Source organism: Streptomyces rectiviolaceus, from assembly GCF_039533825.1.
Lineage (GTDB): Bacteria > Actinomycetota > Actinomycetes > Streptomycetales > Streptomycetaceae > Streptomyces > Streptomyces rectiviolaceus.
This window is the reverse complement of record NZ_BAAAUG010000044.1, coordinates 20,223-40,586: the sequence shown is the minus strand read 5'-3', so window position 1 is coordinate 40,586 and position 20,364 is coordinate 20,223. Positions and strand designations below refer to the sequence as shown.

Here is a 20,364-nt window from a genome sequence, read left to right as displayed (position 1 = left end):
CCGGCCTCTTCGCCGCCCGCACCGGCGCGGAGCCCGCGCCGCCGCCGGGCACCGAAAGACCTGCGGCTCGCGCACGCGACGTACGCAGCGCCTGGGAGGGCCTCCTGGAGATGCGCCGCATGACCAATCCGGACGGCGCGCGGGACCGCCCCTGCGCCTGGGAACGGACGCATCTGGTGCAGGCCGCCGCGCTGGCCCTGGAGGCGGCGGGCTGCCTGCCGGGGCCCGACGGCCATCGGGTGGGTGAGACCCCGCAGCCCGAGGCCGTCGCCGTGCGCGATGCGGCGCCGGACAGGCTGCGGGCGTGCGCGAAGGTGCTGGAGGCCGCGGGATGGCAGGTGAGCGAACACGCCGAGCGGCCCCACGGCGTGCGCTATCTCCTCGCCTCGCCCAGGAGGAGCTAGGGGCACGAAGTCTTGAAGAAGTGACCTTGTTGAACCGTTGTTGAACCGTTGAAGGGAATGCCGTGTCGGAGCAGTTTTACGTGAGCATCAGCGTTCGTGGGTACGAGACGGACTCGCAGGGCCACCTCAACCAGGCCGTCTATCTGCAGTACGCCGAGCACGCCCGCTGGTCGGTGCTGCGCGCGGCAGGCATCGAGCAGGCCGGTCTGCTCGCCAAGGGGGTGGGTCCTGTCGCCCTGGAGAACACCATCCGTTACTTCAGCGAGCTGCGTGCGGGCGACGAGGTGGAGGTGACCTGCGAGTTCCTGTGGGGCGAGCGCAAGACGTTCCGCATCGAGCAGCTGATCCGCAAGACGGACGGCACCAAGGCCGCCGAGGTGCACTCCATCGGTGGCCTCCTGGACCTGAACGAACGGCAGATGGTGGCCGATCCGCGCGAGTACTTCAGGGCGCTGGCGGACGATCCCACCGTGATCGGCCTCTGACCGGCCGCCGCGGGAACTAGTTTGGGGGGTGATCGTTCCTTCAAGTGACAAGCAGGCCCGTTCACCCCCAGGAGGCCCCGTGTCGGACCAAGACCCCCAAGCCGACGCCGCCGCGGTCATACGCGCGCGCATCGACACCAGCACGCCGCACTCCGCACGCTTCTGGAACTACTTCGTGGGCGGCAAGGACAACTACGAGAAGGACCGCGAACTCGGCGACCACATCAAGGAGATCCACCCCGGACTCGTCGACGTGGCACGCCTGAGCCGGAGCTTCCTGGGCCGCGCGGTCCGGCACCTGGCGACGGAGCAGGGCATCCGCCAGTTCCTGGACATCGGCACGGGCCTGCCGACCGCCGACAACACCCACGAGGTCGCCCAGCGCGCGGCCCCGGACTCCCGGATCGTGTACGTCGACAACGACCCGCTCGTCCTGGCCCACGCCCGCGCCCTGCTCACCAGCACGCCCGAGGGCGAGACCGCGTACATCGACGCCGATCTCTACGATCCCGAGGCGATCCTGGAGTCCGCGAGCGCGACCCTGGACCTCTCCAGGCCGGTCGCCCTGATGATCCTCAACACCCTTGGTCACGTGGCCGATTACGAGCAGGCGCGCGATCTCGTCTCCCGGCTCATGGCGGGTCTGCCGTCCGGCAGCTATCTGGTGATCAGCGACAGCACTGCCACCAGCGAGGGCATGATCGCGGCGTCGGACGCGTACAACAAGAGCGGCGCGATCCCCTACCACGTGCGCGGCGTCGAGGAGATCGGCGGCTTCTTCGACGGCCTGGACCTGGTGGATCCCGGCGTCTCCCAGGTCACCCGCTGGCGCCCCGAATCCGAGTCCGAGGACGCGACGCCGGTCGACGCTTACGGAGCGGTGGCCCGCAAGCCGTAGCTCAGCTCCCCGCACCCGCGGAGCGGCGGGGGCTACACGTCCACGAGCCCCCGTACGGCGAGTTGAAGACCGGCTTCGCGTTCCTGCCCGCGGGGCGCGCGAGGAGGACGCGGGCCTGGCCTCCGGGCTCTTCAACACCACGCAGGTGGTGGGCGGTTCACTGGGTCTCGCCGTCCTGACCACACTGGCGGCGACGCTGCTCCGGCCGGAGCAGGAGCAGGGGCAGGAGCCCAACCAGAAGCAGCCCGAGCACAAGCACCGCGTGCCCGCGACGGTGCGAACCACCCGTTAGACCAGTCCAGGTACCCCCACTTGCCACACGGCAGCCAGGCCACTACGGTCCGGCCAGCCGTGAATCTACGCGCGTCGCGCACCGAGCGAGAGGTCCCTGACCATGCGTAAGACCGTTCTGACCGCAATGACCGCTCTCGGCGCGGGAGTTGCCGTGGTGCTCACCACCGGCCTGTCCACGGCGCAGCCGCAGGCCGCCCCATGGCAACGGGTCGGGGACGACATGAAGTCCGGCATCAGCGGCCTCGCGGTCACGTCCCGTTCGGGTGACGATCTCCGCGCCCTCGTCGTGCGCGACAACAAGCGGCCCGGCGACAACCGCATCGCCGAAGTCACCCAGCACCCAGGCCGGCCGACCGAGGTCACGCCGATCACCTGGCTGAGCGGCGCCGAGCCCGTCGACCTCGAGGCGCTCGACGCGGTGCCGGGGACCTCCGACGAGTACGTGGCCGTGGCGAGCCGCGGGCTCGCCTACCACCTCAAGCTGGCCGACGCCGGGGAGGCCGTGCAGGTCCTGGACATCGCACCGCTGCCCGCGATCGGCGCGGGCGACGACTTCGAGAGCTTCACGCTGACCTCACGCAAGGGGAAGACGGCGGCGGTCTGGGCCGACCGGGGCGAGGGCTCGGGCCGTCCCGCGACGCTGTACGCGGCGCCGTTCTCGGTCAATTCCTACGGTGAGTCGAAGTTCGGCGCGGTGGACAAGGCGACGCTCCGGGCGCCGTACCCGAAGGCGGACGTCCGGCACGCCTCCGACATCGAGGTGACCAAGTCGGGCCGTCTCCTTGTCAGTTCGGCGTCCGACGCCGGCGACGACGGGCCGTTCGACTCCGCCGTGAGCGACGCGGGCAGGCTGTTCATCACCTCCTCGGGGAAGGTGCGGCTGTCCGTCGACAAGTCGCCCGAGGTCCTGGAGAAGTTCGACGGCTACAAGATCGAGGCGCTGAACTGCGTCCCCGGCTCCGCCATCGCGGCCCTCGGCACGGACGACGAGAACGCGGGCGGCTCCCTCACCACGCGCCGTCTCTGCGACTGACCCCGGCGCCGTCCGTCCGCCGTTTCCGGCGTGCGGATCCCGCCGGAGCCGCATGCCCCGCCCGCCGGTAGAGGCGGGCGACCGCCGCGCACTGCAGGGCCATGGACCCCGCCATGGCCAGGCAGACGCCCGGCAGCCCCAACCCCGACAAGGCGTGGGCGAGCACCAGTTGGACCAGCACCCCGCACGCCGTGATGCGGGCCAGGGCCGGGCTGCCACCGCTGCCCTCGAACACCCCGCCCAACGCGATGAAGCAGGCAAGCAGCACCAAGTACGGCCCCAGGCACCGCAGATAGAGCGCCCCCGCGTCGGCCACCTCTCCCCCGGCGCCGAAGCCCCGCATGATCCACGGCCCGGCGACGAGCAGCAGCAGCGCCGCCGCGAGCCCCAGCGCCCCGGCGACGAGCAGCGCCTGGCGTCCGACGGCCCGCCGTTCGTCGCGTCCCGCGCCCAGCAGGTGGGCGGTGTGGATGGCGGCGGCCTGGCGCACGGCGTAGAAAGCCATGGTCGCCAGATACATCGCCTTGGTCGCGATGCCGTACGCGGCGACCTCGCCGACGCCGATCCTGGCGACGACGGCGACCAGCGCGAGCGCGCCCGCCATCCGTACGACGAAGTCGGCCGACATCGGCAGACCCGTGGCCGCCGTCCTGCGCGCGTCGGCGCCTAGACGCGTCCCGCTCCCTTCGCGGGGCGCGGGCCGCAGCAGTTCGCGTCGGTGCAGCGCGAGGAGACCCCAGAGCAAGGCGACCGCCCGGCCGATGACCGTCGCCACGGCCGCCCCTCGCACGCCCATCCCGAGCCCGAGGATGAAGAGCGGGTCCAGGACCAGGATCAGGCCGTTGGCCAGCAGGGCGAGCCGCATCGGGGTGCGGGTGTCGCCCGCGCCCTTGAGGATCCCGTCGACGACGTTCGTGGCGAAGTACACCGCCGTCCCCGGCAGCGCGATCGCGAAGTAGCCGGTCGTCAGGGCGAGCGCGTCGCCCTCCCCTCCTCCGAGGACCAGCCGGGCCAGCGGCTCCCGGCACAGGTATCCGCCGACGGCCACGATCGGCGTGATCAGCGCCCACAGCGCCCAGCCGCCCCGCACCGCCGACCGCACCGCCGACCGGTCCCGCGCTCCCCCGGCCCGTGCGACCAGGACCGTCGTACCGGACCCGGCCATGAGGATGACGCCGAGCAGCAGGTTCTCGACGTTCGTGGCGACGGCCACCGCCGCGACAGCGTCCCCGCCGAGCCGGGCCACCCAGACCATGTTGATGATCCCGGCCGTGACTCCGGCGAGCAGCTCGAAGTAGACCGGGTACGCGAGCGACACCAGCCGCCGTCGATGTTCCTTCGGACCCACCATCCGCCCCCTCTTTCCGCTGTACCTCGTTTCGAGGTATAGCGGAAAGAGATAGCATCCCTCGCACGTACCGGACAAGGGCGCGCCGCCGACAAGGGCACGGAGAAGGGGCTCAACTCACATGCTGGAGCTGTCGATTCTGGGATTTCTCCGCGAGGAGCCGCTGCACGGCTACGAACTCAAGACCCGCATCCAGGGCCTCAGCGGCCACATTCGCCCGGTGAGCGACGGCGCGCTGTACCCGGCGATCACCCGCCTGGTGAAGGCGGGCCTCGTCGAGCAGCGCACGGAACCCGGCAAGAGCGCCGCGCCCCGCCGGATCCTTTCCCTCACAGAGGCGGGGCGCGGCCACCTGCTCAGCCGCCTGCGGGAGCCCAAGGAGGCCGAAATCACCGACGGGCAGCGCTTCTTCACCCTGCTCGCGTTCCTGCGCCACCTCCCCGGCCCGGCCGAGCAGGCCGCCGTACTCCGCCGCCGCCAGGCCTTCCTGGACACACCGGCGAGCTTCTTCTACCGCGACGGGAAGCCGGTGACGGCGGAGGAGGCGCCCGACCTCTTCCGGCAGGGCATGCTCCGGATCGCCCGCGCCACCGGCACGGAGGAGAAGAAGTGGCTGTCCGAGGCGATCAGCGCCCTGGAGGGCGAGCGGACCGGGAGGTAGGCCCACCGGCCCCTATGCGCGTCCGCGACCGTCAGAACTGTCACCACCGTCAGAACTGCCGCTGCGCCGCCACCAGCTCCCGCGCCTCCTCGTCCGTCGCGACCGACGGCGGGGAGCCCTCCAGCGGCTTGCGGGCCGTCTCCTTCATCGCGGCCACCGCGATGATGCCGACCAGGCCGGCGAGCATCGTGTAGAACGCGGGCATCAAGTCGTTGCCGGTGGCGCCGATCAGGGCCGCGACCACCAGCGGGGTCGTACCGCCGAAGAGCGAGACCGAGATGTTGAAGCCGATGGACAGGGAGCCGTAGCGGACGTCCGTGGGGAAGAGGGCCGGCAGCGACGAGGACATGACGCCCAGGTAGCAGACCAGGGCGAGGCCGAGGATGAGCAGGCCGGTGAAGACCGCCACCGTGCCGCCCTGCTTGATGAGGAGGAAGGCCGGCAGAGCCAGGACGAAGAAGCCCACGGAGCCCGCCATCAGGACCGGCTTGCGGCCGATGCGGTCGGAGATGCGGCCGACGGTGTTGATGAGCGCCATCAGGATCAGCATGACGAGCACGATGGACATCAGGCCGCCGGTCTCGCCGAAGCCGAGCTGCGTCAGATACGTCGGCATGTAGGACAGCAGCATGTAGTCGGTGATGTTGAACGCGGCGACCAGCGCGATGCAGAGCAGCATCGCGCGCCACTGGCCGAAGAAGGACTCCTTGAGGGACTTCTTCTGGCGTTCGGCGGCCGGTCCGCTCTCCGCCTCCGCCATCTTCTGGAAGGCGGGCGACTCGTCGAGCTTCAGCCGCAGATAGAGGCCGATGAGGCCGAGCGGTGCCGCGACCAGGAACGGGATGCGCCAGCCCCAGGACTGCATGGCGTCATCGCTGAGCCACAGGGTGAGGGAGGTGACGAGGACCGCCGCGACCGTGTAGCCGATCAGGGTGCCGAACTCCAGGAAGGAGCCCCAGAATCCGCGGCGCTTGTCGGGCGCGTACTCCGCGATGAAGGTCGCGGCGCCGCCGTACTCACCGCCCGTGGAGAAGCCCTGCACCATGCGGCAGAGGACGAGAAGCACCGGGGCCCAGACGCCGATGGAGGTGTAGCTGGGGATCAGGCCGATCGCCAGGGTCGCCGTCGACATCATGATCATGGTCAGCGCGAGGATCTTCTTGCGGCCGACCCGGTCGCCCAGGGGGCCGAAGAACATGCCTCCGATGGGGCGCACCAGGAAGGCCGCCGCGAAGGTGGCCAGAGAGGAGAGGGTCTGCGCGGTGTCGTTGCCGGAGGGGAAGAACTCCTTGCCGATGATCACCGCGAGGTAGGCGTAGACGCCGAAGTCGTACCACTCCATGGCGTTGCCCAGGGCGGTCGCCTTGACCGCCCGCTTGACCTGGGCCTCTTCGGTGACAGTGATGTCCGCCTTGCGCAGGCGCGGGTTCTTCCTGCGGTGGATCGCGCGGAAGAGCGTTCGATGCCGGGCCATGGCCTCCGGAGCGGGTGCTGGTGTTTCGGGGGCTTCGGGGGCGCTCACGGGGCAGTCACTCTCTCGGTCGGCGATGGGCGTGCGTCGATGCCCTGACCTGGGTGGCCGGAGATCAACAGTCGGTCGTCTGCCCTGCTGGGCACCGATCAACACTGCCCATTCCGCAGAACGGAAAGTGCCCGTCATTGGTCCTCACCGCGGGGGCCCCAAGTCCTGATTCCACAGGACTTGGGGCCCGATTCGCCCGGCGGGTGAACCCGGGTCCGCTCAGCGCGCGTACAGCTGCGTCGCCGGAACGACCTGCTGTTCCTGGCCGGGGCTCGACCAGAGCAGCTTCATGTGGGCCTCGCCCGTCTGTTCCGCGTACTCCACCTTGACGGAGTGCCGCTTGCCCGCGGTGAGCGCGACCTGGGCCTTGTCGATCTTCGGCTCGTGCGGTGTCCACGAGTCGATGACCAGCTTGCCGTCGATCCACACCCGCGCCATGTCGTCCGAGACGGTCGTCAGGGTGTACGTCTCCGAGCGGCGCGGCTCCAGCGTGCCGGTCCAGCGGATGCCGAACTGGTCTGAGGGGATGCTCGCTGCCGGTGAACCCTCGTACTTCCAGGCGTGGTTGAGGGTGGCGTCGGTGCGGGTGATCTTCGGTGTTCCGCTCAGGTCGGCGTTGTCGAAGATCTCCTGCTTCAAACCCTTGCCCTTGCCGGGGCGGGCCGTCGGTCCTGGGTCGACCTTCAGCTCGATGACCGTGGCGGTGTCGTTGGTCGCGGCGCCGGACGGCTTCACGTCGATGCCGTCACCGGACTTGGTGACGGTCACCTTCTGGTCGCTGCCGAGCACACGCGCCGACGTGACCCGGAAGTCCGTACGCGCCTTCAGGTGCAGGGCGGCGCCGGAAGCCGGCCACTGGGTGACCGCCGCGTACAGCTTGTCGCCCTTGCGGCTGACCGAGCCCCAGGACGGCTCCTCGACGAGTCCGCCGTAACGGGCGCCGAACACGGCTTCGCCCTGGCCCGACGTACGCAGCCAGTCGCCCATCTGCTTGAGACGGTCCACGGACGGCTGCGGGACGCGGCCGCGGGCGTCGGGGCCGACGTTCAGGAGGTAGTTGCCGCTGCGGGACGTCGTGGAGAGGAGGTTGCGGACCAGGGTGGACGACGACTTCCAGTTGGTGTCGTAACGCGCGAAGCCCCAGTGGCCGTTGAGGGTCATGCAGGATTCCCAGAGCTGGCCGTCGACCGGGGCGCCGGGGATCTCCTGCTCGGGGGTGCCGTAGTCGCCGTCGACCACGCGGCGCTTGCCGACGCGGTTGTTGATGACCAGGTCAGGGTCGAGGTCGCGGAGGTAGGCCTCCAGCTTCTCGCCGTCCTTCGCCGTCCAGGGGTTGTTGGGCTTGTCCGTGTCCCACTCGCCGTCGAACCAGAGCAGCGCAGGGTCGTAGTTGTCGACCAGTTCCTTGAGCTGGGCGCGCATCCGCTTCTCGTACTTGGGGAAGGTGGCCGGGTCCGGGAAGTCCGGGTCGTGCCAGTCCCAGATCGAGTAGTAGAAGCCGAGCTTGATGCCCGCGTCGTCGGAGGCCTTCTTCAGCTCGGCGAGGATGTCGCGCTTCTTGTCGAAGGAGGAGTGGTCGCGCAGGTTCCAGTCGTTGACCTTCGTGGGCCACATCGCGTATCCCTCGTGGTGCTTCGAGGTGATGACGATGTAGCGCATTCCGGCGTCCTTGGCCGCCTTGACCACGGCCTTGGCGTCGAAGTCGGCCGGGTTGAACGTCGCGGCCTGCTTCTCGTACTCGGCCTTCGGGATGTCGCACTGGCGCTGGATCCACTCGGCGTCACGGCAGACGGATCCGTCGGCCTTCTTGTACTCGCCCTCCAGGTTGGAGTACGCGCCGAAGTGGATGAACATGCCGAAGCGGTCCTGCCGGAACCAGTTGGTGCGGTCGGCGGTGAAGGGGTCGTCGGTGGCGTGGTCGGTTCCCGGGCCGGTGGGCGCGGGGCGTTCGGCCGTGGTGGCCGTGGTAGCCGTGGTGGCCGCCGCGGCCGGGGGTTCCGTCGGCGCCGCGACCGCGGCGGGGACGGCGGTCGCGGCCAGGGCCGAGGCGAGGAGCAGGGCGATCCCGGCGACTCTTCGCCGGGTGCGGCTGAACTGTGTGCGCATGGGGCGGCTCCCTGAGGTTGACGGGTCGCTCGGGAACGTAGGGTTGAATACATCGGATGTCAATGCGCCCAACTGACCCCGATCAGGCCGATGTTGGCATGATCGCGCGCCATCGCTCCGATGACTGGCGGCCGAGCCCCCTCGGTGCGCTCCATGAAGGTTTCAAGCGAATTCCGATCAATGCGTGAAAGGAATCCGCGACTCCGATAAACCGCCGCGCGACATCGCTACACCATTGAATATTCACCCGAATAGCCTTTGTGGAGTGGTGTAGCATCGAATCAGGCAGATAATTCGTCGACGATGAAAATCAGCCAACGGGGGCAAGGAGCACGGCACTTGATGTCCCCATGTTCTGATCTTTCACAGTCGTGATTTCGGAACCCAGGGGGACATCAATGTCATCGATAAAGGTCCTGCTCGTCGACAGCGAACAACTCGTGCTTGAAGGCTTCCGAAAGCTTCTCGACGGGTTTACGGAATTCTCCGTGGTGTCCATCGCCCATGACGCCGCCGCCGCGATCGAGCACTTACGCGGGCGCCGCCCGCAGATCGTCGTGATGGGACTCGGCGTTCCCGGAACGGGCGGCGTGGACGCTGTCCGGGCCATTCGCCGCGAGTCCGGCCACGTACGCATCGTCATCCTCTCCTCCAACCAGCAGCCGGTGTATATGCGAGAGGCCTTCGTGGCCGGCGCCAACGCCTATCTCTTCCGCAGCATCGACGCGGACGAACTGCGCGAGACCCTCCTCGCCGTGCACCGCGACGGCGCCGCGTTCACCGCGGCCACCGCCGGGCCGATCCTGCAGCTCATGTCGGGCCGCCACGTCGGTGACGACGCGGCCCTTTCGACCCTGACCGAGCGCGAGCGGCAGATCCTCTCCCTGGTCGCCGACGACCACGAGACCGACTGCATCGCCACCGCCCTTGGCATTCGCCCTAAGACCGTGCGCAACTATCTGAGCCGTATCTACGCCAAATTGGGCACCCCCAACCGTGTACAGACCGTCCTGTACGCGAAACGCTCCTTGGGCCGTCACGGAGGACTCGTGACGGACCCGTGACGCGCAGAGCGGTCATCTCCCTGACCGCACACCTGCACAGGTCTCAATTGCCGGAGCAATTGGCCCATTCATTGCGGCTCCCGCACTCATTCCCGCGCCGGCTCCTTTACATCGGCCACCGCCCTGCACCATGCCGCACCCGCATCGGCCAGGGCGACCGGGAAGGCCATGAAGGTGAACGCACCGCCCTGCGGAAGGTCGCGCAAGCGGGCCAGTCCCTCAATCTGGATGAACTCCCTTTTCCTGCCGTGCAGATGCGTGGGCCAGAGAGCCGCGGGATCGCCGGTTCCATAGAAGGACTCCACCATCGCGCGGGCGGGGCCGTCGAAACTCCAGCAGTCCGTGCCGAGAACCTTCACGCCGAGATCCAGCAGATGGTCGACGGCCCCGGGGGTGATGGCGGTGGACTCCGTGTAGTACGCCGGGGTCCCCAGGCGCAGATCCGAGTCGGTGCGGAAGAGCACCACCGTCCCCGGCCCCGCCTCCGAACCGGCCGCGTGCAGCGCCTCCTTGACGTCACAGGCCGTGACACGCCCCCCGCACTCCCGTACGTCCAGGACGACGCCGGGCCCGTGGAACCACTCCAGCGGCAGGTCGAGGACCTTCTTCGCGGGCTCGCCCGCGCACTCGGGGCCGTAGTGGAAGGGCGCGTCCACGTGCGTGCCCTGGTGCACGGACATCCGGTAGAACTCGTTGGAGAGGAAGCAGCCGTCGGGCAGATCGCGGGCGCGCAGCCGACGGGCCCCGGTCAGCCAGCGCCAGTAGTTGCGCCGCCTGTCCTTGCGGCTGTCCCCCGGTAACGCCCTGATCCTGCGCGACAGGTGGCGGATGCCGTCCCTGTGGAGCCACTGCTCGAACTCCACGCCGGGTGCCCGGCGGCTGATGGGGATGCTCAGGTCTATGTACATGGATCGAGTGCTCCTCACTCTCTATGCGGCGTAGGTGAGCAGGCGGCGGATCGCGGCCGCCGCCGTATGGCCGTAGGTCTCCCTGACCCGGTTGAGCAGGCGGCGTACGTCCATCGCGTACCCCTGTGTGCCGGGCGTCTCCAGCGCGAACGAGGCCAGTGCGCAGCCCAGTTGGGCGGCCCGCTCGAGCGGTGCGCCCTGCGCGGCCCCGGCGAGGAAGCCCGCCCGGAACGCGTCCCCCGCCCCGCTCGGCTCGGCCACGGTGACCGAGCCTGGGGCGGGGACGCGAGACGGCTCCTGGCCGGCGCGCTCGATCCGCGCCCCGGCGGCGCCGAGGGTGGTCACCCACACCCCGACCCGGTCGAGGACCCGCGGACCGCTCCAGCCGGTGGACTCCCTCAGCCGCTCCGACTCGCCCTCGTCGGTGATGAGACAACTCGCCCCGTGTACAAGGGACTTGAGATCCGCGCGGCCCGCCCTCCCTCCGATCCGCCACGAAGGGTGGGCCACGAACGGCAGCCCCATCGCACGGCACTCCTCGGTGTGCCGGAGCATCGCGGCCGGATCGCCCGGCTCGACCACCACGAGACCGAGGCCGCCCGTGCGCCGCGCGACGGAACGCAGCGAGAGGGTGGCCGAGGCCCCCATGGCGCCCGGCAGGAAGGTGCTGACCCGCTGCCCCTCCAGGTCGGTCGTGCACACGTGCCGCGCCGTGTGCTCGCCCGGCACGACGAGTACGGACTCGGTGTCGACCCCGTGCTGCTTGAGCCACACCTGGTAGTCGGCGAAGTCGGAGCCGACCGCGCCGACCAGGACCGGGTCGAGGCCGAGGCGGCCGAGGCCGAAGGCGACGTTGGCTGCGGCGCCGCCCCGGCGTATCGCGAGCCGCTCCGCGAGGAAGGCCAGGGACGCGACGTGCGGCCGGTCCGCCGCCGACCGCTCAGGGAACCGGCCGGGGAAGGTCATGAGGTGGTCCATCGCGATGACCCCCGTGACTGCGATGGGCACGGAGAACTCAGACCCCGGACTCGATCTTCCGCTTGATGCCCGCCTGGTTCTGCCGGGTGTGCAGCTGCATGCGCTCCACGACGGTCGGCAGCGGGACATCGAAGGCGTCGTCGACCTCGAAGTCCTGGACCCAGGTCATCAAGGTCCCCTCGGGCACCTGCTGATAGCTCCACTTGAGGTGCATGTAGCGGAACGGGAAGAGCGGGTCGCGCCGCTCGGCGACCGCCGTGAGCTCGCGGTGGTCCAGGAGCCGCCAGGAACTCCAGGTCGAGCCCTCGGGGTTGGTCAGCTCGAAGAGGATCTCGGTCCAGCGGCCGTCCCGCTCCTGCGACACCACCTTGGCGTGGTGGTACTCGTCGAAGAGGTCGGGCCAGCGGCCGATGTCGTTGGTGATCTCGAAGACGCGCTCGGCGGCCGCCTCGATGACGACGCTGTTCTCGATCCTGGGCATCGTCTCAGCTCCCCACCGCGGGGGCGCCTGCGAGAAGCAGGCGCCCCACACAGTCGACGAGGTCGCCGAAGGTGCGGAAGCCGCCCTCGGCGTCGGCGTCGATGCTGACGCCGAAGTGCTGTTCGAGGGCGACGACGACCTCGACGAGCTCGGTCGAGTCGATGTCGAGGTCCTCGGCCAGGCGCCGGCCGTCGGTCAGCTCCTCGCTCTCGAATCCGGCACCGCGCATGACGGTGACCACGTTCTCGCGGATGTCCATGGAACTCACGTACTCCTTCTGGGAATTGGTCTTCTCGAGTTGCGCTGCGAGGGTCAGTCGGCGACCGCGATCGCCACGGCCACGCCCGCCTCGTGCGAGATGCTCACGTGCAGCCCGCTGTAGCCCGCGCGTCGGAACGCCTCGCCGGCCCGGCCGGTCAGCCGGGGCACCGGCGCGCCCGACGCATCGCGGCCGATCTCGACGTCCCGCCAGCCAAGGCCTTCGCCGTAGCCGCCGAGCGCCTTGCGCACGGCCTCCTTGGCGGCGATGCGGCCCGCCATGCAGGAGGCCCGGTGGCGGGGCGAGGTGCCCTCGCACAGGGCCAGTTCATTGACCGTGAAGAACCGCTCCACGAGCCGCTGCCCACGCCGCTCGGCCATGGCGCGCAGCCGCTCGACGTCGACGATGTCGATACCCACCGCGCGGATGCCGGCCGACCGCGGCAGGGCGTCCGGTGCGGTCAACGCCTCAGCAACAGACATGCGTTGACACCTCCCAGGCCGCGCGAGACCACCAGCGTGTGCTCGCAGGCGGCCACCGGACGGGCCTGCCCCGCGACCAGGTCGAGATCGACCCCGGGAGCCCGGCGGTCCAGGTTCACGGTCGGCGGCACCACCCCGTCGCGCATCGCCCGCAGGGCGAGGGCCACGTCGGCCGGTGCCGCCGCCCCCAGCAGGTGACCGAAGCCCGACTTGGGTGCGGTGACGGGGAGTTGACGCGCGACGGAGGAGCCGAACGCCTCGTGCAGCGCGTACCCCTCCGTCACGTCCTCGAACGGAACACCCGAGCCGTGCGCGAAGACCGCCCCGATGTCGCCGCCGGAGATCCCGGCGCGCTCCGTCGCGGTCCGCATGGCGCGGCCGAGGACCTGCCCGGTCGGCTCGACCGTGTAGTACGGCATGTAGCCGTCGGTGCTCACGCCCCAGCCCGCCAGTTCGCCCAGGATCCGCGCCCCGCGCCGCTCGGCGTGCTCGCGCCGCTCCATGACCAGGAACACGGCCCCCTCGCCGAAGACGCTGCCGCCGTGGCCCGCGTCGAACGGCCGGTACAGCTCGTGCGGGGCCAGCGAGCCGCGGGACTTGGCGCCGAGGCCGCTGGTCTCCATGCAGAGCCAGCCGTAGGGCGAGAGGGGCGCCTCCACGCCGCCCGCGATCACGACGTCCGCGCGGTCGCGCAGGAGCGCCTCTGCCCCGCCGATCAGCGCGTACGCACCGCTGGCCCGGTCGGCGACGAACGTACGCGCCGGGCCCTTGATCCCCTGGTCGATGCAGATGTTGCCCTGCGGCGCCGCGGGGAACCAGGCGGTCGCCTGGTAGGGGCTGACCGCGCGCGGCCCGTCGGTCCACAGGTGGCGCAGCTCGCGCTCGGCGAACTCCCAGCCGCCCAGGATGTTGCCGACCATCACGCCGGTCCGCTCGGCGGAGGCCTCTTCGCCCACGGTGACGTGGGCGTCCGCGAGGGCCTGCCGCACGGCGTGCACCGACAGGTGCGTGAAGCGGTCGGTGCGCTTGACGAAGCGGGACGGCAGTTCGGCGCCCGCGTCGAAGTCCGCCTGGCCCGCCGCCGACGTGGCGTACCCGGAGGCGTCGAAGCGGTCGATGGCCCCGACCCTCGGGACGCCGTCGCGTGCGCTCTCCCAGAGGGGGTCGATGCCGATGCCCGCGGGCGTGACCGCGCCGATTCCGGTGATGACGACGCTCATCGGTGCGCTCCTTCCCGTACGGCCCGTGTGACGAGCGCGGCGTGCAGCCCCGCGAATCCGCTTGCGCCCTTGAGGATCGCCTCGCCGTGCCACGGGCGGCCCTCGCCCGGTACGTAGTCGAGGTCACAAGTGGGGTCGGGGTTCTCGTAGTTGGCGGTCGGGTGGACGAAGGAGTGCTTGCCCGCGAGGGCGCAGAGCACGATCTCCATGGCGCTCGCGGCGGCAAGCGCGTGGCCGACCATCGACTTCGCCGAGTTCACCGGGATCTCGCGGGCCCGCTCGCCGAGGGCGAGCTTGAGGGCGCTGGTCTCGCAGGTGTCGTTCTGCGGCGTCGAGCTGCCGTGCGAGCTGACGTGGTCGATGTCCTCCGGACGCAGGCCGGCCTCCGCTACGGCCTGGGTCATGGCGCGGGTCAGGTCCGCGCCGTCGGAGAGCAGGTCGGTCATGTGCGCGGCGTTGGAGGTGTGCGAGAAGCCATCGACCGTCAGGTAGGGCGCGGCCCCCCGGCGCTCCGCGTGCTCGCGCGACTCCATGACGACGATGCCGCAGCCCTCGCCGAGCACGAAGCCGTCGCGGCCCGCGTCGTACGGCCGGGACGCGGCGTCGGGCCGGTCGGCGTGGGCACGCGAGAGGCAGTTGATGATCTCGAAGGACGCCACCGTCACCGGGGTGATGGGCGCCTCCGTCGCCCCCGCGATCATCACGTCCGCTTCCCCGTGGCGGATCGCCTCGTAGGCGTGGCCGACCGCGTCGACACCGCCGATGCAGCCCGTCGACAAGGTCACGCAGGGGCCCCGCATGCCGAGCAGCGCGGACAGGATCGTCCCCGGGGTGTTCGACATCGAGGCGAGGTAGAGGTCGCGGCCCGCCTTGGCCGGATCGATGGGCCCCCGGCCCCCGTCGGTGACCCGCAGGAACTCCTCCTCCATCTTCGGGGTGCCGCAGACCGCCGTGGACAGCGAGAGTCCGGCGCGCTCCGGGTCGTACGTCCCTTGCGCGAGCCCCGCGTCGCGTACGGCCTGGTACGCCGCCGCGACGGCGAACTGCGTGTACCGGTCGAGCCGTTGCACCTCGGGCGGAAGACCCGGTATCTGCTCCTCGAATCCGGAGACCTCAGCTATCGAGTCCGACACGAAGTCGAAGTCTCCGAAGAGCGCCGAACTCGTGATGTCGGAAAGGGGCTTCGTCACGCTCTTTCCCGCGGAGATCGTCTCCCATAATGCTTCTGTTCCTATTCCGGCCGGGCTGACCACGCCCAACCCGGTGACCACCACTTCTTGCACGTGAACCACGTGAACCACTAACGCCTTTCTCCTGTCAGGACGGTGATGAGGCCGGGTGTGACGGACTCCTTTGCCGTCACCCCGTATTTCTCCATGACCGCGCGGTACGCGGATTCCTCCTGGACCCCGCCCGCCTCGGTGTTCACCAGGAGGCTGAGCGCGATCATCGGGCGGTGCAGGGCGGGCCGCCCCGGCTCCTGGCGCATGACGTCGACGATCAGCAGGGTGCCGCCGGGACGCAGCAGCCGCGCGCACTCCTGGACGAGGCGCTCCGTGGCGTCCGGGCCCGCGAACCGGCTCAGGTGCGCAAGGACGACGGTGTCGAAACAGCCGCCGGGGAAGGGCGCCTTGGGGAAGTCGCCGGCGTAGTCCCTGGTGAAGTCGGCGGGGACGAAGCGGAACCGCTCCGCGACGCCGAACTCCGCCGCCCGCTCACGCGCGGCGGTGAGCAGCTCCGGGAAGTCGTGTGCCACCACCCGTGCCCGCGGGTCGGCGGCGGCCAGGGCGATGCCCCACTCGCCGGCCCCCGACGCGAGGTCCAGGACGCGGCCCGCCTCCGGCAGGGAGAGCTCCCGCACCACGCGGAAGGCGGTGCGCACCCCCACCGGGAAGATCCCGGCGAACATCCCCGGGTACAGGCCCCGGTTCTCGGGTGCGCCCAGCTCACCGCCACCGTGCCCACCGCCTCGCACCAGTTCGGTGAGGCCGCTCCACTGGTCCCATTCCGCGAGTACGTCGGCGAAGTGGTCGCCGAGGTAGCCGCGGCCGCCCTCGACCAGATGGGCGCGGGACGCGTCGGTGAGCGTCCAGCTCTCCTCGGCGCCGCCCGCGACCAGGCCAAGCTCCTCCAGGGCCGCGAGCAGTGCGCGCAGTGATGCGGTGTCGCAGCCAAGCTCGGCGGCGAGGCCCCGCGTGCCGCGCGGACCCCGGGCGAGGCCGGTGAACACGCCCAGTTCCAGGGCCGTGCCGAGCACCCTGGCGCGGGCGAAGCCGAAGTTCAGGGCGAGGAGCGGACCGGGGTCCGGCGCGTCCTCGTACGGGGCGAGTGCACGGCTGTGGGCCGCTGCCGTCGGCGCACTCACTTGCCGCCCTCCAGAAGGCTCACGTACTCGGGGTTCTGCGTGTACTCGTACGGATCGTCGGAGAGGAACACGTTCCGTACCGGGGGCCGCTCGCAGGGCGCGACGACCAGGAACCGGCAGGTCTGGTCCGGTCCTGTGACGAAGCCGTGGGGCTCGCCCCGGGGGATGAAGATGGCGTCGCCGGGGCCGACTTCCTCGGTCTTGCCGAGCTCGGGCATGACCAGGCCCATCGAGCCTTCGAGCACATAGATCTCGTGCTCCCATTCATGGAAGTGGGGCGGCGTGGAGCCGTTCGGCGACACCTCGAATTCGGTGAGGACGAAGCGGTCGGCGCCGTCCGGTGTGTCGATGAGTTTCCGGTGGGTGGTTTCCTTCGCCCCCGGTTCGCGGACTATTTCGGCCTTGACCGTGGTCCTGTGCACGCGCTTCATGTGTTGCCTTTCTCCGAATGGGGTGGGTGCTCCCGCCGCGCTCGTCAGCGGCTGCGCAATCGAACGTAAGTCAGCGGGGCCGAGCGCATCTATGGGCATAGACCGCCGCTGACCTCGGGACATGGAGCCGGACTTGGCGGGGACGCCGGCCCATGGGGTGGGACAAAGTCCCGGGTCTCGGCTACGCTCCAAGGAGCGCTTCGGAAACCGAAGCGCATCAGCAGCATCAGTCAGGAGGAGCGATACCGATGAGTCTCGACGTACGTGACGTACTGGCACCCGGCGCATCTGGCGCACCTGGCGCACCGGACACACCCGGCGCGCGTGACGCCTCCGGCCGGACCCGGCTCCTGCTCGCGCGGGACGTCGTCTTCCACAGCCCTGTCGCCGACTACAGGGGGCGGGACGACGTGGCGCACCTGTTCCCCAAGATCGGGCAGTGCCTGACCGGGATCGAACCGCTGCAGGAGTTCACCGAACCTGGGAAGGCCGGGAAGGACGCGGGGGACGGGCAGGACGCGGGGGTCGGGCAGGAGCAACGCAGCGTGACGACCTTCACCGGCCGCGTCGGCGAGGAGTCCGTGTACGGCGCGTTCGTGCAACAGGTGGACGCCGAGGGTCAGTTGACGGAGGCGACCCTGCTGCTGCGGCCGCTCAGTGCGCTGACGACCGCAGTCTCCTTGATGCGCGACGCCCTCATCGCCGACCCTCTGCCGAGTCGGCGGTGACCTCCGTCGCCCAGCGCTCTGCCCACGCGTCCAGAGGGCGCAGGGCCTGGTGCGCCTCGCGGCCGAGGGCGGTCAGGGCGTAGGAGCTGTCGGGCAGTTGCCGCACCAGACGGGCTTCGAGCAGTTCGGTCAGGCGCTGGCGCAGCACACTGGAGGACATCGCGTCGCACCGCTCCTGCAGGGCGCGGAACCCCAGCGGCTCGGCCCGCAGCTCCCACACGATCCGCAGGCTCCAGCGCCGCCCGAACAGGTCGAGGGCGGCCATCAGGGGTCGCCCTGTGGTGGAGGCGCGGGTCGGCTTGCCGGGCAGCGGTGCGGTCATCCGCCGACGCTAACACCGAAGCCGGTACCGGGCCCCGGGCCGTCGAAGCAGGGCCCGACGGGCGGCGTCCGCCTCGCGAGGCCTTCTTGACCATGGTCCGCGGGCGGTTCATCGTGGTGCGCCGTCCAGCACTGCCCGGGCGCCCGCCCGAGCATCGCCGACCCGGGAGGGTATCCCTACGTCATGCCCCTGGCTCGCCGCACCTTCCTCACCGCACTCGCCGGAACTACCGGCGCCGCCGTCGCCTGCTCCGGCTCCACCGCCGACGGCGCCCCCACCTCCCAGTCGCCCGCGGTCAAAGCGGCCCGGCGGCTGCTGCCCGGACACTGGAAGCAGCTCACGTTCAGAACCGCGGGCCCCGCCGACGCCTTCCGGATATCCGGGCGGCGCGGGAACATCACCGTCGACGGACCGACCCCTGCCGTCCAACTCACGGGCCTGCGCCACTACTTGAAGCACTCCGCGCACGCGAACATCACGTGGGCGGGCGACCAGCTTGACCTTCCCGACCGACTCCCCGGCCTCGACAAGCCAATGACCGGGCGCGCCAACGCCCCGCACCGCTTCGTCCTCAACGACACGAACGACGGCTACACGGGGGCGTACCACGACTGGGCGTACTGGGAGCGCGAGCTCGACGTGCTCGCCCTGCACGGGTACAACGAAGTGCTCGTGTACGTCGGCGCCGACGCGCTCTATCACCGCGTGTTCCAGGAGTTCGGCTACTCCGACAAGGAGTTGCGCGAGTGGATCCCGGCCCCCGCGCACCAGCCGTGGTGGCTGCTCCAGAACATGTCCGCTTTCCCGTACCCGGTATCACGCCAACTCCTGGACAGGCGTGCCGCGTTGGGCCGCCGCATCGCGGACCGGCTGCGCGAGCTGGGCATGACGCCGGTCTTCCCCGGCTACTTCGGGACGGTGCCGCCGGGCTTCACCGCGAAGAACCCGGGGGCGAAGACCGTGCCGCAGGGCGACTGGGTCGGCTTCACGCGCCCCGACTGGCTGGACCCGCGCACGGACCACTTCACTCAGGTGGCCGCCGCCTTCTACCGCACCCAGGACGAGCTGTTCGGCGCGTCGACGATGTACAAGATGGACCTCCTCCACGAGGGCGGGAAACCGGGCGACGTACCGGTCCCGGACGCGGCGAAGGCCGTCGAGAAGGCCCTACAGGCCGCGCACCCCGGCGCCACGTGGGTGATCCTCGGCTGGCAGAGCAACCCGCCCAAGGCGATCGTCGACGCCGTCGACAAGTCGCGGATGCTGGTGGTCGACGGCCTCTCCGACCGCTTCCCCAAGGTCACCGACCGCGAGTCCGACTGGAACGCGACCCCGTACACCTTCGGCTCGATCTGGAACTTCGGCGGCCACACGACCCTCGGCGCCAACACCCCGGACTGGGCGGCGCTCTACGAGAAGTGGCGCACCAAGGAAGGCAGCACGCAGCGCGGCATCTCCCTGATGCCGGAGGCGGCCGACAACAACCCGGCAGCATTCGAGCTCTTCTCCGACCTGGCCTGGCGCACAGGCGACTTGAACCTCACCTCCTGGTTCGCCGACTGGTCCGTGTCCCGCTACGGCGCGCCCGATCCGCACGCGGCGGCCGCCTGGGACGTCCTGCGCCGCACCGCGTACGGCACGACACGCGCCGACGAGTGGTCCGAGGGCGCGGACGGCCTCTTCGGCGCGCGGCCCGACCTGTCGGCGAGGTCGGCGGCGGCCTGGTCGCCGAAGGCGATGCGGTACGACCCGGCGGACTTCGAGCCCGCCCTCACCGAACTCCTCGCCGTACGAAGGGAGTTGCGAGGCTCCACCGCCTACCGCCGCGACGTCCTGGACGTGGCGCGCCAGGCCCTCTCCAACCGCAGCCGAGTGCTCCTCCCCCGGATCAAGCAGGCGTACGACGACCGAGAGGCCTCTCGCTTCGACGAACTGACCCGCACCTGGCTCGGCCTCATGGATCTGCTCGACAAGCTGGTGGCCACCGACTCCCGGCACCTCCTGGGCCGTTGGGTCGCCGACGCCCGCTCGTGGGGCGCCGACACGACGGAGCGGGACCGGCTCGCGTACGACCAGCTCTCGCTGCTCACCGTGTGGGGCACGCGGTCCGGGGCGGACGCCGGGCTGCGCGACTACGCCAACCGGGAGTGGGCCGGGCTCGTCGGCGGGCTCTACCGGCTGCGCTGGGAAACGTACTTCAAGGAGCTGCGGGCGGCGCTCGACGAAGACCGCGACCCGAAGGCCATCGACTGGTTCACCGTCGAGGACGGCTGGATTCGTGACCCGGGGCCCCTGGCCACCCGGCCGACCGGGGACACGTACACAATCGCCGTTCAGGTGCGCAAGCAGCTGCATGCCACCAGCTAGCCACCTCA

21 protein-coding genes and 1 pseudogene are annotated in these 20,364 nt (G+C 70.3%); 9 read left to right on the top strand and 13 right to left on the bottom strand.

Translation table 11 applies throughout. From position 1 onward, the window contains the following. The 5 genes and pseudogenes from ABD378_RS15785 to ABD378_RS15765 all read left to right on the top strand — a co-directional run. A pseudogene (locus ABD378_RS15785) lies at window positions 1-404 on the top strand (hypothetical protein); the annotation flags it as partial. A gap of 62 nt (window positions 405-466) precedes the next feature. Continuing rightward, window positions 467-889 (top strand): acyl-CoA thioesterase, encoded by a 423-nt coding sequence (locus tag ABD378_RS15780; RefSeq protein ID WP_344521526.1) that lies wholly within the window; start codon window positions 467-469, stop codon window positions 887-889. A gap of 79 nt (window positions 890-968) precedes the next feature. After that, complete coding sequence (locus tag ABD378_RS15775; RefSeq protein ID WP_344521525.1) at window positions 969-1,787, top strand: SAM-dependent methyltransferase; 819 nt, start codon at window positions 969-971, stop codon at window positions 1,785-1,787. A 148-nt stretch (window positions 1,788-1,935) separates the two neighbouring features. Beyond that, the gene (locus tag ABD378_RS15770) at window positions 1,936-2,079 is read left to right on the top strand and encodes a hypothetical protein (protein ID WP_344521524.1); all 144 of its coding nucleotides are present in this window, start codon (window positions 1,936-1,938) and stop codon (window positions 2,077-2,079) included. Window positions 2,080-2,181: 102 nt separating this feature from the next. After that, the gene (locus ABD378_RS15765) at window positions 2,182-3,114 is read left to right on the top strand and encodes a hypothetical protein (protein ID WP_344521523.1); all 933 of its coding nucleotides are present in this window, start codon (window positions 2,182-2,184) and stop codon (window positions 3,112-3,114) included. On the opposite strand, the gene ABD378_RS15760 is transcribed toward ABD378_RS15765, so the two are convergent. Continuing rightward, window positions 3,089-4,465: an MATE family efflux transporter gene (locus ABD378_RS15760; protein WP_344521522.1), complete on the bottom strand. Its 1,377-nt coding sequence runs from the start codon at window positions 4,463-4,465 to the stop codon at window positions 3,089-3,091. The genes ABD378_RS15765 and ABD378_RS15760 overlap by 26 nt on opposite strands. 118 nt (window positions 4,466-4,583) lie before the next feature. On the opposite strand from ABD378_RS15760, the gene ABD378_RS15755 reads away from it, so the two are divergent. After that, window positions 4,584-5,123 (top strand): PadR family transcriptional regulator, encoded by a 540-nt coding sequence (locus ABD378_RS15755; RefSeq protein WP_344521521.1) that lies wholly within the window; start codon window positions 4,584-4,586, stop codon window positions 5,121-5,123. Between the two features lie 49 nt (window positions 5,124-5,172). On the opposite strand, the gene proP is transcribed toward ABD378_RS15755, so the two are convergent. Both proP and ABD378_RS15745 read right to left on the bottom strand, forming a co-directional pair. Beyond that, window positions 5,173-6,597, bottom strand: coding sequence for a glycine betaine/L-proline transporter ProP (gene proP / locus ABD378_RS15750; protein ID WP_344521530.1), 1,425 nt, complete (start codon window positions 6,595-6,597; stop codon window positions 5,173-5,175). Window positions 6,598-6,864: 267 nt separating this feature from the next. After that, on the bottom strand, window positions 6,865-8,751 hold the full coding sequence (locus ABD378_RS15745; protein ID WP_344521520.1) for an alpha-L-fucosidase: 1,887 nt from the start codon (window positions 8,749-8,751) through the stop codon (window positions 6,865-6,867). A 398-nt stretch (window positions 8,752-9,149) separates the two neighbouring features. Between ABD378_RS15745 and ABD378_RS15740 the strand changes: the two genes are divergently transcribed. Beyond that, a complete protein-coding gene (locus ABD378_RS15740; RefSeq protein WP_344521519.1) occupies window positions 9,150-9,815 on the top strand; it encodes a response regulator in 666 nt (221 codons plus the stop codon). A gap of 86 nt (window positions 9,816-9,901) precedes the next feature. Here ABD378_RS15740 and ABD378_RS15735 read toward each other — a convergent pair whose 3' ends face one another. Genes ABD378_RS15735 through ABD378_RS15695 form a run of 9 tightly spaced genes read right to left on the bottom strand, consistent with a single transcriptional unit; the run spans window position 9,902 to window position 16,939 of the window. Beyond that, window positions 9,902-10,723 (bottom strand): cyclase family protein, encoded by an 822-nt coding sequence (locus ABD378_RS15735; protein WP_344521518.1) that lies wholly within the window; start codon window positions 10,721-10,723, stop codon window positions 9,902-9,904. Window positions 10,724-10,744: 21 nt separating this feature from the next. After that, window positions 10,745-11,731 (bottom strand): carbohydrate kinase family protein, encoded by a 987-nt coding sequence (locus ABD378_RS15730; RefSeq protein ID WP_344521517.1) that lies wholly within the window; start codon window positions 11,729-11,731, stop codon window positions 10,745-10,747. 7 nt (window positions 11,732-11,738) lie between these two features. Beyond that, window positions 11,739-12,182 (bottom strand): SRPBCC family protein, encoded by a 444-nt coding sequence (locus tag ABD378_RS15725; RefSeq protein WP_344521516.1) that lies wholly within the window; start codon window positions 12,180-12,182, stop codon window positions 11,739-11,741. 4 nt (window positions 12,183-12,186) lie between these two features. Then, window positions 12,187-12,441: an acyl carrier protein gene (locus tag ABD378_RS15720; protein WP_344521529.1), complete on the bottom strand. Its 255-nt coding sequence runs from the start codon at window positions 12,439-12,441 to the stop codon at window positions 12,187-12,189. A 53-nt stretch (window positions 12,442-12,494) separates the two neighbouring features. Further along, on the bottom strand, window positions 12,495-12,923 hold the full coding sequence (acpS, locus tag ABD378_RS15715) for a holo-ACP synthase (protein WP_344521515.1): 429 nt from the start codon (window positions 12,921-12,923) through the stop codon (window positions 12,495-12,497). Continuing rightward, window positions 12,902-14,143 carry a beta-ketoacyl-[acyl-carrier-protein] synthase family protein gene (locus tag ABD378_RS15710; protein ID WP_344521514.1) on the bottom strand — a complete coding sequence of 414 codons (1,242 nt, stop codon included), beginning with the start codon at window positions 14,141-14,143 and terminating at the stop codon, window positions 12,902-12,904. The genes acpS and ABD378_RS15710 overlap by 22 nt, the downstream gene beginning before the upstream one ends. After that, on the bottom strand, window positions 14,140-15,414 hold the full coding sequence (locus tag ABD378_RS15705) for a beta-ketoacyl-[acyl-carrier-protein] synthase family protein (protein ID WP_344521528.1): 1,275 nt from the start codon (window positions 15,412-15,414) through the stop codon (window positions 14,140-14,142). Before ABD378_RS15705 ends, ABD378_RS15710 begins: the two co-directional genes overlap by 4 nt. Before the next feature lie 29 nt (window positions 15,415-15,443). Further along, the gene (locus ABD378_RS15700) at window positions 15,444-16,508 is read right to left on the bottom strand and encodes a methyltransferase domain-containing protein (protein ID WP_344521513.1); all 1,065 of its coding nucleotides are present in this window, start codon (window positions 16,506-16,508) and stop codon (window positions 15,444-15,446) included. Next, entirely contained in the window at window positions 16,505-16,939 is a 435-nt protein-coding gene (locus ABD378_RS15695; protein ID WP_344521512.1) for a cupin domain-containing protein, read from the bottom strand. Before ABD378_RS15695 ends, ABD378_RS15700 begins: the two co-directional genes overlap by 4 nt. 248 nt (window positions 16,940-17,187) lie before the next feature. Between ABD378_RS15695 and ABD378_RS15690 the strand changes: the two genes are divergently transcribed. Beyond that, on the top strand, window positions 17,188-17,667 hold the full coding sequence (locus ABD378_RS15690) for a hypothetical protein (RefSeq protein ID WP_344521511.1): 480 nt from the start codon (window positions 17,188-17,190) through the stop codon (window positions 17,665-17,667). On the opposite strand, the gene ABD378_RS15685 is transcribed toward ABD378_RS15690, so the two are convergent. Then, entirely contained in the window at window positions 17,636-17,989 is a 354-nt protein-coding gene (locus ABD378_RS15685) for a winged helix-turn-helix transcriptional regulator (RefSeq protein ID WP_344521510.1), read from the bottom strand. The two genes, ABD378_RS15690 and ABD378_RS15685, sit on opposite strands and share 32 nt — an antisense overlap. A 183-nt stretch (window positions 17,990-18,172) precedes the next feature. Between ABD378_RS15685 and ABD378_RS15680 the strand changes: the two genes are divergently transcribed. Continuing rightward, window positions 18,173-20,356 carry an alpha-N-acetylglucosaminidase gene (locus tag ABD378_RS15680; RefSeq protein WP_344521509.1) on the top strand — a complete coding sequence of 728 codons (2,184 nt, stop codon included), beginning with the start codon at window positions 18,173-18,175 and terminating at the stop codon, window positions 20,354-20,356. Window positions 20,357-20,364 lie beyond the last annotated feature (8 nt).